General features: G+C 60.0%; 8 protein-coding genes, 1 tRNA gene, 2 rRNA genes, 4 pseudogenes and 1 other annotated feature (1 of these 16 only partly in view). Of the genes and pseudogenes, 5 read left to right on the top strand and 10 right to left on the bottom strand.

The annotated features are described in order from the left end of the window. The first annotated feature begins 24 nt into the window (after window positions 1–24). Window positions 25–525, top strand: a complete 501-nt coding sequence (locus tag AC1PPK_RS15085; RefSeq protein ID WP_481113854.1) for a C40 family peptidase — start codon at window positions 25–27, stop codon at window positions 523–525. A 20-nt stretch (window positions 526–545) separates the two neighbouring features. Here the strand turns inward: AC1PPK_RS15085 and hemB are convergent, their stop codons facing one another. After that, window positions 546–1556, bottom strand: a complete 1011-nt coding sequence (gene hemB, locus AC1PPK_RS15080; protein ID WP_481113853.1) for a porphobilinogen synthase — start codon at window positions 1554–1556, stop codon at window positions 546–548. A 607-nt stretch (window positions 1557–2163) separates the two neighbouring features. On the opposite strand from hemB, the gene AC1PPK_RS15075 reads away from it, so the two are divergent. Further along, window positions 2164–2915, top strand: a protein-coding gene (locus tag AC1PPK_RS15075) for an IS5 family transposase (protein WP_481113852.1) whose coding sequence is annotated in 2 segments (ribosomal slippage) — window positions 2164–2491 and window positions 2491–2915 — 753 coding nt in all. Because the reading frame shifts where the segments join, the coding sequence is not laid out codon by codon here. An 8-nt stretch (window positions 2916–2923) separates the two neighbouring features. Here AC1PPK_RS15075 and AC1PPK_RS15070 read toward each other — a convergent pair. After that, window positions 2924–3679, bottom strand: a pseudogene (locus AC1PPK_RS15070) (IS110 family RNA-guided transposase); the annotation flags it as partial. Between the two features lie 141 nt (window positions 3680–3820). Here AC1PPK_RS15070 and AC1PPK_RS15065 point away from each other — a divergent pair. Then, window positions 3821–3905, top strand: a tRNA-Leu gene (locus AC1PPK_RS15065). 484 nt (window positions 3906–4389) lie between these two features. Here AC1PPK_RS15065 and AC1PPK_RS15060 read toward each other — a convergent pair. The 5 genes and pseudogenes from AC1PPK_RS15060 to AC1PPK_RS15040 all read right to left on the bottom strand — a co-directional run. Further along, window positions 4390–5306 (bottom strand): annotated as a pseudogene (locus AC1PPK_RS15060) (transposase); the annotation flags it as partial. Window positions 5307–5309: 3 nt separating this feature from the next. Further along, entirely contained in the window at window positions 5310–5636 is a 327-nt protein-coding gene (locus AC1PPK_RS15055) for a hypothetical protein (RefSeq protein ID WP_481118273.1), read from the bottom strand. 1 nt (window position 5637) lies between these two features. Next, window positions 5638–6660 carry an IS110 family transposase gene (locus tag AC1PPK_RS15050; protein ID WP_481113851.1) on the bottom strand — a complete coding sequence of 341 codons (1023 nt, stop codon included), beginning with the start codon at window positions 6658–6660 and terminating at the stop codon, window positions 5638–5640. Between the two features lie 221 nt (window positions 6661–6881). Beyond that, window positions 6882–7151, bottom strand: a pseudogene (locus AC1PPK_RS15045) (transposase); the annotation flags it as partial. 23 nt (window positions 7152–7174) lie between these two features. After that, on the bottom strand, window positions 7175–8158 hold the full coding sequence (locus tag AC1PPK_RS15040) for a LysR family transcriptional regulator (RefSeq protein WP_481113850.1): 984 nt from the start codon (window positions 8156–8158) through the stop codon (window positions 7175–7177). Window positions 8159–8176: 18 nt separating this feature from the next. Between AC1PPK_RS15040 and lysA the strand changes: the two genes are divergently transcribed. Beyond that, the gene (lysA, locus tag AC1PPK_RS15035; RefSeq protein WP_481113849.1) at window positions 8177–9427 is read left to right on the top strand and encodes a diaminopimelate decarboxylase; all 1251 of its coding nucleotides are present in this window, start codon (window positions 8177–8179) and stop codon (window positions 9425–9427) included. A 146-nt stretch (window positions 9428–9573) separates the two neighbouring features. On the opposite strand, the pseudogene AC1PPK_RS15030 reads toward lysA, so the two are convergent. Then, a pseudogene (locus AC1PPK_RS15030) lies at window positions 9574–9711 on the bottom strand (transposase); the annotation flags it as partial. 51 nt (window positions 9712–9762) lie between these two features. Between AC1PPK_RS15030 and AC1PPK_RS15025 the strand changes: the two are divergent. Next, window positions 9763–10985, top strand: a protein-coding gene (locus AC1PPK_RS15025) for an IS3 family transposase (protein WP_481113787.1) whose coding sequence is annotated in 2 segments (ribosomal slippage) — window positions 9763–10045 and window positions 10045–10985 — 1224 coding nt in all. Because the reading frame shifts where the segments join, the coding sequence is not laid out codon by codon here. After that, window positions 10041–10157 (top strand) — a sequence feature (AL1L pseudoknot). Its footprint overlaps the gene before it by 117 nt. Before the next feature lie 257 nt (window positions 10986–11242). Here AC1PPK_RS15025 and rrf read toward each other — a convergent pair. Both rrf and AC1PPK_RS15015 read right to left on the bottom strand, forming a co-directional pair. Next, window positions 11243–11355: ribosomal RNA gene (rrf, locus tag AC1PPK_RS15020) — 5S ribosomal RNA — on the bottom strand. Between the two features lie 116 nt (window positions 11356–11471). Beyond that, window positions 11472–12435 (bottom strand): 23S ribosomal RNA (locus AC1PPK_RS15015) (it continues 1919 nt past the right edge of the window).

Below are 12435 nucleotides of genomic sequence, written 5' to 3'. Positions count from 1 at the left end.
CGGGCATACCCCTGCCTGCTTCTCGTGCTCGCCGTACTCGCTGGCTGCAGCCAGACGCCGCAGCGACCACTGGATTCGTCCTCGCCTTACTCCCGGCCGTCGGCCCCGACAAACCGCAACTGGATCACCCTGTCCCAGTCCACTGATGCCCAGGAGGTCGTGCTCTACGCACTGGGGTTGCTCGACACCGGTTACCGCTTCGGAGGCAAGAACCCGTCCGCCGGGCTCGACTGTAGCGGCATGGTCAGCTACATCGTCGAACAGGTCAGTGGACGCAAACTGCCGTACAACGCGGCCGGCATCGCCGAGCGTACGCGCCCCATTTCATCCGGTGCCATCCAGCCAGGCGACCTGGTGTTCTTCAACACCCTTGGCCGCTCTTATTCCCACATGGGCATCTATCTCGGTGACGGCAAGTTCATCCATGCCCCCAGCAGCAAGGGAAAGGTCCGCGTGGACCGTCTCGACAACCGCTACTTCGCGGAACGCTTCGAAGGCGCCCGGACCCTGATGCCCGGGAGCTAACGCCCTCCGGGCACCGGCACTTACTCGCTCTCTTTCAACCAGCGCGCAGCATCCAGCGCGTAATAGGTCAGGATGCCGTCGGCACCAGCCCGCTTGAATGCCAGCAGCGACTCCATCGCGCAAGCCTTCTCGTCCAGCCAGCCATTGGCCGCCGCCGCCTTCAGCATCGCGTACTCACCACTCACCTGGTAGGCGTAGGTCGGCACCTTCAACTCCGTCTTCACGCGCCGCACGATATCCAGGTAAGGCATACCGGGCTTGACCATGAACATGTCGGCACCTTCGGCGATATCAAGCGCCACCTCGCGGATGGCCTCGTCCGAATTGGCTGGATCCATCTGGTAGGTGTATTTGTTGCCTTTGCCAAGATTGCCAGCAGAACCGACCGCATCGCGGAACGGCCCATAGAAGCTCGACGCATATTTGGCCGAGTAGGCCAGGATGCGCGTGTAGATCTGCTGCGCGCCGTCCAGCTCGGCGCGGATACGGGCGATCCGGCCGTCCATCATGTCCGACGGCGCCACCACGTCAGCCCCGGCCTGCGCGTGGCACAGCGCTTGACGGGCGAGCACTTCCAGCGTTTCGTCGTTGAGCACATAACCGTTCGCGTCGATGAGGCCGTCCTGACCATGAACCGTATACGGGTCGAGGGCCACGTCGGTAATAATACCCAGTTCGGGAAAACGACGCTTCAGCTCGCTGACAACGCGGGGCACCAGGCCGTCGGGGTTAAAGGCCTCCTCCGCGCCCAGGCTCTTCTTGCCGTCCTCAATGACTGGGAACAATGCCAGCGCCGGCACGCCCAGCTGAACGGCCTCTTCGGCAACACGCAGGAGATTGTCGAGCGACATGCGCGACACGCTAGGCATTGATGCCACCTGCTGTGCGATGCCCTGCCCTTCCAGCACAAAGACCGGGTAGATCAAATCGTCGGCGGACAAGCGATGCTCACGCATGAGCTTGCGGGAGAACTCATCCCTTCGCATGCGACGCATTCGGATTGCCGGAAATACAGACTGAACTGGTCTCATAAAGATCTCAAGTACTTACATCCAGAAACGAAATGCCGCAGGAACTTTCTCCCCCGGCCTCTACACTAATAAACAGATGGTGCTGAACCGTCTCCCGCTATACCTCCCTGAGCGGGTGCCTTGAGCAAGCAAGGCATTTTTCGACCCCCGGCGCTCCCCTTGCCGGGGGTTTTTTATTTCGCCACGCACCCAGATTCTGCCTTGAGGCGCGGCTCCGCCTGAACAAACAGAATTCTAAGCCGAAGCCCAACAGCTGACATATCTTCTCGCTCACCAACACAGCTATCACTTAAGAACATATCTAGTCGCCCCTGAAATATTCAATTCGCCACATCCAGCAACCTGCCTGGCGGGCTGGAACGCTCGCCGCTGACCACCGCCCGCATCAGCCAGCGCAGGTTGTACCTGGCAGCACACAGTACCGGGTGCAGCACATCGCCTTCCGATCCCTTGAGCCAGTTCCGCCCTAGAGTCTGTTGACAATTACTGTTCTGCAAATGCCGATGGCGTGTGCTTGTCAATTCGCCGTGCACATTCAATGACTTGCCGAGGGGCTGTTCACTGCGGGCAAGTTGTGGTCATATCCTGACTTTTCGGCAGAGTCAGGATGGTACGTGTGTGGTTGCGTGACGATCAGTTTGAGCGGATAGCCGCGTTGCTGCCAGGCAAGGCCAGCGATCCAGGGCGCACGGCGGCAGATAACCGGCTGTTTGTTGAGGCGGTGTTATGGATTGCTCGGACAGGCAGTCCGTGGCGCGATCTGCCCCCGCAGTTCGGCCCCTGGAATAGTGTCTATCAGCGCTTTGCGCGCTGGTCGCGCAGCGGCGTGTGGCATCGTGTTTTCGCCCAGCTGGCCCAGGATGCGGATTTTGAAGAGGTCTTCATCGACAGCACGATTGTGCGTGCCCACCAGCATGCAGCCGGCGCACTCAAAAAAAAGGCGATCAAGCGCTCGGGCGATCCCGCGGCGGATTGAGTACAAAGATTCACGCCCTGGTGGAGGGGCTCGGATCGCTCGCCCGCTTCTGTTTAACCGGCGGCGAAGCCGGCGACAGCCCACAGGCTCTGCCCCTGCTGGGGGGGCTACAGCCCGCGTCGCTCAGTGCGGACAAGGCCTACGACACCGATGCCATCCTCCGGCATCTCGCCGATCAAGGCATCGAGGCCGTCATCCCGCCGCGCAGCCATCGCCGTGTCCAACGCCATTTCGATCGTCATCAATACAAGAATCGCAACTTGATCGAGCGCTTTTTCTGCCGCATCAAGCAATTTCGCCGCGTCGCCACACGTTACGACAAACTCGCCGAACGCTTCGCCTCTTTCGTCGCAATCACTGCCGCCGTCATATGGCTGGCATGATTGTCAACAGACTCTAGGGCGACGGCGGCCACATTCGGATTTCGTCGCTCAAACAACTTGCCGAGCCAGGAATTCAACTTTGCGTGTCACTTTGCAGCCGACAGAGCGGCCTGAGTACCGTGGATCAGCAAGGTTCACAGATACACATCGCCGCGCTTGCTGATGCCCAGCAGTGTCGGCTTACCGCCGCTGGAATGTTGGCATGGGGCAAGCCCCAGCGATACGGTCAGTTGCTGACCGTATCGCTGGGGGCATCCGCAATCGAGGTTATCAGCGCAGTGGCGGTCAGCGGTCCGACACCTGGGATCTCCTCCAAGCGCAGACTCTGGATCCAGCTACGGTGCCATTGCATGATCTGCACCTCGAGTTCGCCAACCTGTCGGTCCAGTTCCACCAGATGTTCGTGCAGGCGCCGGAACACTTCTGACACTTGATCACCGACGCCGTCCAGAAGCACCAGTAGCTGTTTGCGTAACGCACAGAGTCCTGTTGGAAGCACCAGACCGAACTCGACCAGCAATCCCTGGATCTGGTTGGCTGAGGCGGTGCGTGCGACAATGAAGCCTTGGCGAACCCGATGGAGCGAGAGCACCGCCTGCTGCTCGACGCATTTTTATAGGGACAAAGCGCATGTTTGGCCTGGCGACCGCTTCGCAGATTGCCTCGGCATCTGCCGCATCGTTCTTGTTGCTCTTCACGTGTGGCCTCACGAATTGCGGCAACATCGGTTTGGCGGTATGCCCGAAGCCCTCAAACTTGCGCGCTCAGTAATCCGCGCTGCCACTCTGGCACTGCAATGCCGTATCGGATGCAGGCGCCCATTTCATTGATTCCGATAACTACCAACCCACAAAGTTGGCATTTGCACTTACGAATACCTTCGGATACACTCCCGGCCCTGAATTGCGGGGTTGGCGGAATTGGTAGACGCACTGGATTTAGGTTCCAGCGCCGCAAGGCGTGAGGGTTCGAGTCCCTTGCCCCGCACCAATTGGGAGCGAAATTACCCCAACCTGGGGACGGGTTGTGGCTTGAAACTCAAGCGCGCTGATCGCACGCGATTGTCGTGACGAGGGCATTCTCTTTATTAGCCCCGGCAAATCAAGCACAGGTCATGCCGCTAAAGCGGATGCCTTAGCGGGTGTCTTAATATCCAGAGCCTGCTGGGCCGCTGGCGGTTGTAGAACAGGATCCAGCCGCCGATCACGCAGCTCGCGTGTTGTAGGGTTTCAAAGTGGTGCCGGTGGATGCATTGCTCCTCGAGGGCGGATGATCCGCGCCACCAGCCCGTTCTGCTGCGGGGTGTAAGGAGGGGTAGGAACTCCTGCTTCAGGCCATAGCTTTTGACCAGTGCTGTGTAGCTGCGGTGAAGCGCAGGCCGTTATCCGAGCGCAGCAGGAACGGCGCATGCACACAGCGAGCCGAAGCAAGCAATTAGGGCCTGCGGCGCGCGTCAAGCTAGTTGTCGCCTGATTCATGCAGCTCTTTGCTGTTTATTCCCCATGGCAACAACTACGTCTCGCTCGGGATTGAGAGTCACCACGGTGATGGGTGACCAGTCCCGGGTATTGCCCGTCCAGCGCGCAGGATGGCGCGCTCGGGCCTGGGCATAGAGTGCGTGACGCGCCGCCAGGATCGCGTGATCCTCGCCCGCATGGCGCTGGGCCGGGCTCACGTAGCGGATGCCGCTGTGGCGGTGCTCGACGTTGTACCACTGCACGAAACCGCTGACCCAGGATCGGGCGGCTTCCAGATCCTCGAATCCCCTTGCCGGAAACGCGGGCCGGTACTTGGCCGTGCGGAACAGCGCTTCAGCGTAAGCATTGTCATCGCTGACCCGGGGCCGCGAGTAGGAAGGCTTGATACCCAGCCAGTGGAGCATCGCCAGCACCGTGGTGGCCTTGAGCGTCGCGCCGTTGTCGCCGTGCAGGATGGGCTTGTCCGCCAGGGCGGCAATCCCTTCGGCCAGCGCCGTGCGACGCACCAGATGGGCGGCGTGTTCGGCGGCGTCGGTGCCGTGCACCTCCCAGCCGACGATCTTGCGGCTGTAGAGATCCAGGATCAGATACAGATGGAACCAGCGCCCGGCTACCGTGGCCGGCAGATAGGTCATGTCCCAGCACCACACCTGGCGCGGTGCAGTGGCGATGTGGGTGCTCGGCGGGCGGGAGGCTGCGGGGGCTTTAGCGCGCCCCCGATGCGTCGTCTGGCCCGCTTCGCCTCGGTGAGCGCATGGGCAGGCCGGGGGCGCAAGGTTGCTGGTCTGAGGTCACCGCACGCGAGGCCATCTCCACATTTCCAGCGCTGCAGCGTACACAGCGTGATGCCCGCCACCTTGCAGGCCGCGTCAAGACGCGCCCCGGCGTGCCGGGCGGCTTCAATGTTCCGGACTTCCTAAGAAACACCCACCTCGACTGGCTTCAGGGAGAAACCGAAGTGGGCGGCGCGACATTGCAACTGCTTGAGGACCCGCTCACGGTAGCGCTGCTCGTAATGCTCGGCGCCAGGATCTTCGTATTGCATTCCGAAGCACATCGCCCGGTAAAACAGAACGGCAATCTTGCGCGCCGTGGCCGTCAGAGCCTTCGCCTTGCCGATACGCGATGCCAACCTACGGTAGAACGCCCCAAGCGCGGTTTCGGTGCGCCCTACGGTGGTGACCACCAACCGCAGTCGAGCAGCCACCCGGCTGTTGCTTTTGCGGGTGCGTGACGACAGCACCTTACCGCCACTGATCTTGCAGCCCGGTGACAGCGTCAGCCACGATGTGAAGTGCTTCTCCGTGGGCTATCGACTCATGTCCGTTCCGCATTCGGCAATCAAGGCCAGCGCCACGCTCGGCCTGATCCCATGGATGCGGGTCAGGTCCATGCCCGTAAGTTGGTACAGCAAAGTTCGCGCATCGAACTTCGGGGCGTTGATCTGCTTGGTGCGATGGCGTGGCTTGGCCAAGGGCTCGAAGGGTACGACGTTGTCTGCGCACAACATCTGCAGCGTACGTTCGATCTGCGCATCGCAGTCTGCAATCCGATCTTGGTAGAAGTCGAACAATGTCAGGGCGCTGGGACAGCGCGAACACATGCTCGGGCTGGTAGTTACCCACCATGGCCGCGCGAATCGTTTCCCTGCTTTCGCGGCACCGGACATCACGCAGGCTCGCGAGGGCGTCGGGATCGCGCTCGCCGGCAACGATGGCGCGTACGATCCTCAGCCCGGTCACTCCACTGATGTCGCTGATGACGTGGTGCAGCTGCAGGTTCATGTGGATTAGCGCCTTTTGCATGTGCTGCATGTGCGCCGCGGCGTATTCGAGATGCCGCTCGCGGATCTGCATGTAGGCACGCAATGCCGCAATCTCGCGCGTCGGCCGGAAGCTGGCACGCAGCAGGCCACAGGCATGTAGTCGTTGCAGCCACTGGGCGTCATTGACGCCGCTCTTGCGTCTAGGCACAGCCCTGCAGTCGCGTGCGTTGGCCAACACTACCGTCAGTCCGCGATCTTCAAGGACTTCATACACGGGAATCCAGTGAACGCCCGTGGACTCCATCGCCACCGTCTTGATCCCCAGCGCTACCAGCCAATCGGCCATGCGTTCAATGTCGCCCGTGAAGCTCTGGAATGTTCGCACCGGATCGTCGCTCAGCTCCGGCGGTACGGCCGCGACCTGAATGCGCGAGCCGATGTCGATGCCCGCCGCCCGGTCATTGACGATGGGCAAGCCGAGCGCCTTGGCTTTCTTGGACATGGCAACCTCCTGTAGGCAAGGCGCCAGACAGGGGAGCGGTTCAAATCAATTTCCTAAACGGGGTCGCACGAGAGGCGCCACCACAGCTGGGTCCGCTGATTCCCCACGGGCCAAGTTTTTTGACGGGGACGAAAGCCTCCAAAAGCTGACGGCCACGGTCTGGCTCAGGCCAGTGTAGGCATCCCCCGTGTTTCTTTCCATCGGGACGGGGCGCCGCCGCGAAAGACGTTTTTTAGGATCTCATTGTCTTCCTTGAGTTGGCGCAGTTGGGCCTCAAGCTGTCGGATGCGCTGTTGGTCGGGCGTGAGCAGCAAACCCTTCCCGGGGCGCCCGGCCAGTTCTTCGTCCACCTGCTGAACCCAGCGCCGCACGATGGATTCAGTCAGGTTCATATCTTTGGTAACCTGACTGACCGAGAGGCCCTGGTTCTTGACGGTGTTGACGACTTCGAGCTTGAAGCTCGGTTCAAAGGTTCTACGACTGCGTTTCATCGGTGTTTCCTCGAAAGGGGACATCATCCGCCTATCGGGGTGTCTGGGGGGATTGGACCACTACAGTTCAAGGCGGCACAGGCTTTGCGGACGGTGTCTGCGAGAACGCCCTGCAGGGGGTGCGGAGCTGCGATTTCCGGAAGAAGCATATTCACCTGGTAACCGATGGCAACGGTAAGCGGCCGCACTACGAGGTCCGGTCCGCTGAGTTCCAGTGCAGTGAACGGGTTTACGATGGCAACGCCCAGGCCCTGACGCACCATGGCGCAGACGGCCACTGCGCTCGTGGTTTCAAGCAGGGTTGCGCGATGTACTTTAGCGTCCTCGAACATCGCATCAATGGCGGTTCGATACGGGTCGCCAACCGCGAGACTGATAAAGCGCTCGCCTGTAAAGTCGCGTGGTTGCAGTCGCGCCTTGCTGCACAGGCTGTGATCACGTGGCAAAACAGCCACTTCATTGACTTTCAGTAAGGGCTGCAAGGCAACTCCAGCAGGTGCCTCTTGGGTTTCACTCAGTCCCAGGTCAAAACGCTGTTCACTCATGGCTTGCTCCAGCCAGGGCGACTCTAAGGGATGCACGCTGACTCCTAGTTCAGGATGTGCATGTGAGAGATATACCAGTGCGCGGGGTACCAAGGCATGGGCCAATGCCGGCAAACACGCAATGCGCAAGCGACCTGTCGCTTGCGTGCGCAATTCGGTGGCGCGCGCTGCGATCTGTTCCAAGCCTATAAACGAGCGCTCTACTTCCTGCATCAGCGCAAGTGCCCGCACGGTAGGGCGTAATCGGCCCCGCACCCGGTCAAAAAGGTTAAACCCCAGTAACTGCTCCAGACGCCCCAGCTCGCGACTCAAAGTGGGCTGGCTTGACGCGCACGCGTCAGCGGCACGCCCCAGGTTGCCGTGCAGCATGATGGCGCGAAACATCGTCAGCTGGCGATGAGTTAAATTCATATCAATATTGAATAGCCTCACAAAAAGAATAGCATTGATTGAATTGACCATGCAGGGGATCATCCCCTCATGAACCCTTTTACTCCCGCCACCATCGCTCCTTTGGCCCAGCAGTTCGGCACCCCGCTGTGGATTTATGATGCCGACACCATTACGCGCCAAATTGCCGCTCTGCGGTTGTTTGACGTAGTGCGTTTCGCTCAGAAAGCCAACTCCAATACACACATCCTTCGCCTCATGAAGCAACAGGGCGCAGCGGTGGACTCGGTGTCTTTGGGTGAAATCGAACGCGCGTTGGCTGGTGGTTTTACGCCGAGCTTGCACAACGGGCACGCAGACATCGTGTTCACGGCCGATCTGCTGGACCGCGCTACGCTTGCGCGCGTGGTGGAACTCAATATTCCCGTGAACTGCGGCTCCATGGACATGCTGGACCAATTGGGTGCGGTCAACCCGGGGCACCCGGTGTGGCTACGCATCAACCCAGGTTTCGGGCATGGCCATTCCAAGAAAACAAATACCGGTGGCGAGCATAGCAAGCATGGCATCTGGCATGGCGACCTAGTACGCGCCTGCGAAAAGATCAAGTCCAACGGCCTGGCCTTGCAGGGCCTGCACATGCACATCGGCTCAGGCGTGGACTACGCGCACTTGCAGGAAGTGTGCGGTGCCATGCTGAAGCTGGTAAAGGTAGTGAATGCGCAGGGTTTGGACCTGCACGCCATCTCCGCGGGCGGCGGTCTGTCCGTTCCCTACCAGGCCGGTGAACCCACGATTGATACGGCCCACTACTTTTCATTATGGGATGCAGCGCGCCATGCCGTGGAACAACTGCTGGAGCACCCAGTGAAACTGGAAATAGAACCGGGCCGCTATTTAATGGCCGAGTCCGGCGTGCTGGTCACCGAGGTACGCGCCACGAAGCAACAGGGCGCCAACCATTTTGTGATGGTGGACGCCGGCTTCAGTGATCTGGCTCGCCCGGCCCTATACGGCGCCTACCACGGCATGGAGTTGATCCACTCTGATGGCACAGCGGTTAATGGCCTGCAGTTTGACACGGTGGTTGCCGGACCTCTGTGCGAGTCGGGAGATGTGTTTACGCAGGGAGACGGTGGCGTGGTGTTGCACCGATCCTTGCCGCAGGCGCAGGTGGGAGATCTGCTGGTGTTGCACGACACCGGTGCGTATGGCGCCTCCATGTCATCGAACTACAACGCGCGCCCGCTGATTGCCGAAGTGCTGATGGAAAATGGTGAGCCCCGGCTTATTCGACGAAGGCAGACGGTTGCTGAGTTGCTCGCGCTGGAGGCGGTGTAAGGCAGCACACAATGGCCTTGGCAACGTAACCTGAGGCGGCGGTAGAACGTTTTGACTGATTGCGACATGGTTCTTGGCGCCACCCGTGCGAACCACACACAACCTGCTCTACTCCTTGCGCACACTGCGCTAGAGTCTGTTGACAATCATGCCAGCCATATGACGGCGGCAGTGATTGCGACGAAAGAGGCGAAGCGTTCGGCGAGTTTGTCGTAACGTGTGGCGACGCGGCGAAATTGCTTGATGCGGCAGAAAAAGCGCTCGATCAAGTTGCGATTCTTGTATTGAATCGCCCCGGGTTTCGCGGAGGCTCCTACTCTTGAGAAGATGGAGCCATGAAAAAGACAACGAAATACGCCCCGGAAGTACGTGAGCGTTCAGTGCGGATGGTGTTCGAGCAGCGCAGTGAGCACCCGTCGCAATGGGCAGCGATCCAGTCGATTGCAGCGAAGATCGGTTGCACGGCCCAGACACTGCACGCCTGGGTTCGGCAGCACGAGCGGGATACCGGACAGCGGGACGGGGTCAGCAGTGCCGAGACCGCACGGATCAAGGAACTGGAGCGGGAGGTTCGGGAGCTGAAACGGGCCAACGAGATCCTGCGCCTGGCTAGCGCATATTTCGCGCAGGCGGAGCTCGACCGCCGCAACAAGTGACCCACGACTTCATCGACATGCACCGGGAGCGTCTCGGGGTCGAGCCGATCTGCAAGGTCTTGCAGGTTGCCCCGTCGGCGTATCGACGCCGGGCGGCACGTCGGCGCAACCCTGATCTGCGTAGCGCCCGGGCGCTGCGCGACGAACGCTTGATCGGGGATATCCAGCGGGTCTGGCAGGCCAATCTGCGGGTGTATGGCGTGCGCAAGGTGTGGCGGCAGTTGCAGCGGGAAGGCATCGAGGTGGCTCGCTGCACCGTCGAGCGTTTGATGCGGGCCGAGGGACTTGTCGGCGCCCGGCGTGGAAGCGCCGTCCGCACGACCCGCGCCGATCCCGCTGTGCCCTGTCCGCTGGACCGGGTCAATCGGCAGTTCGTGGCCGAGCGCCCGAATCAGCTCTGGGTCTCGGACTTCACGTATGTCTCGACCTGGCAGGGATTCGTGTACGTCGCCTTCGTCGTCGATGTGTTTGCCCGTTACATCGTCGGCTGGCGCGTCAGCCGCTCCATGCACACCGAGTTCGTGCTGGACGCACTGGAGCAAGCCTTATGGGCACGCCAGCCCCAGCGGGATGCCCTGATCCATCATTCGGATAGAGGGTCGCAATACGTGTCCATCCGCTACACCGAGCGACTCGCCGAGGCGGGCATCGAGACGTCGGTTGGCAGCAAGGGGGACAGCTACGATAACGCCTTGGCCGAGACGATCAACGGACTCTACAAAGCAGAGTTGATCCATCGTCGCGGGCCCTGGAAAAGCGCTGAAGCGGTGGAACTGGCAACCCTCGAGTGGGTGGCCTGGTTCAACCATCATCGGCTGCTCGCCCCTATTGGCTACATGCCGCCGGCTGAAGCTGAGGCAAACTATCACCGCAGTCAAACCGCTCAGGCTGTCATGGCCTGACTTAAACCAAATGGCCTCCGCGAAACCCGGGGCGATTCAGGAAACGGCGGAGCGAGACTCCGTCAGGTAGGGTTCAAGGAGACGAACGCAAGTGAACCGCTGATGACGTGTTTAGCGAGCTACGGGTCTGGCGGAAGATGGGATGGCCGGGGGCTTACGCTTACGGAGGAGATGTTTTTTCTTTGAGGGTGCTTTGTTTCGGAGCTTTAAAAACATAAAGCCCCCGCGCAGTAGTGCGCGGGGGCTTTGATGGGTAAGTCTGACGATGACCTACTTTCACGCACGGTTGTGCACTATCATCGGCGCGGTCTTGTTTCACGGTCCTGTTCGGGATGGGAAGGGGTGGTTCCAAGACGCTATGGTCGTCAGACTATAACTTGTACCGCTTGCCGCGTTTTCGCGGTCGAAGCGTCAAAGGGAAGAAGTGTTCTTTGGGGTATGTGACTGCGCTTTGCGCGGTGTTCGCCTTGCATTTTGCAAGGTTATAGGATCAAGCCTCACGGGCAATTAGTACTGGTTAGCTTAACGCATTACTGCGCTTCCACACCCAGCCTATCAACGTCGTGGTCTTCAACGACCCTTCAGGGGAATCGAGTTCCCAGGGATATCTCATCTTGAGGCGAGTTTCCCGCTTAGATGCTTTCAGCGGTTATCTCTTCCGGATTTAGCTACCCGGCGATGCGACTGGCGTCACAACCGGTACACCAGAGATCCGTCCACTCCGGTCCTCTCGTACTAGGAGCAGGCCCCCTCAAATATCCAGCGCCCACGGCAGATAGGGACCAAACTGTCTCACGACGTTTTAAACCCAGCTCACGTACCACTTTAAATGGCGAACAGCCATACCCTTGGGACCGGCTACAGCCCCAGGATGTGATGAGCCGACATCGAGGTGCCAAACTCCGCCGTCGATGTGAACTCTTGGGCGGAATCAGCCTGTTATCCCCAGAGTACCTTTTATCCGTTGAGCGATGGCCCTTCCATACAGAACCACCGGATCACTATGACCTGCTTTCGCACCTGCTCGACTTGTCGGTCTCGCAGTCAAGCCACCTTTTGCCATTGCACTATCAGTACGATGTCCGACCGTACCTAGGTGACCTTCGTACTCCTCCGTTACCTTTTGGGAGGAGACCGCCCCAGTCAAACTGCCTACCATGCACGGTCCCCGATCTGGATTCACAGACCTAGGTTAGAACCTCAACGACACCAGGGTGGTATTTCAAGGACGGCTCCTCTGGAACTAGCGTCCCAGTCTCATCGCCTCCCACCTATCCTACACAAGTCCCGTCAAAGTCCAATGCAAAGCTACAGTAAAGGTTCATGGGGTCTTTCCGTCTAGCCGCGGGGAGATTGCATCTTCACAAACACTTCAACTTCGCTGAGTCTCAGGAGGAGACAGTGTGGCCATCGTTACGCCATTCGTGCAGGTCGGAACTTACCCGACAAG

It is taken from the genome of Zoogloea sp. JDB1 (assembly GCF_056724025.1).
Note: the sequence above shows the minus strand (reverse complement) of the source record. Positions and strands in the feature narration are given on the sequence as shown.

Excerpts from the sequence above, each read along its gene's own strand:
- AC1PPK_RS15050 (WP_481113851.1), bottom strand. The coding sequence starts at position 6,660 with ATGTCCAAGAAAGCCAAGGCGCTCGGCTTGCCCATCGTCAATGACCGG.
- lysA (WP_481113849.1), top strand. The coding sequence starts at position 8,177 with ATGAACCCTTTTACTCCCGCCACCATCGCTCCTTTGGCCCAGCAGTTC.
- AC1PPK_RS15040 (WP_481113850.1), bottom strand. The coding sequence starts at position 8,158 with ATGGTCAATTCAATCAATGCTATTCTTTTTGTGAGGCTATTCAATATT.
- hemB (WP_481113853.1), bottom strand. The coding sequence starts at position 1,556 with ATGAGACCAGTTCAGTCTGTATTTCCGGCAATCCGAATGCGTCGCATG.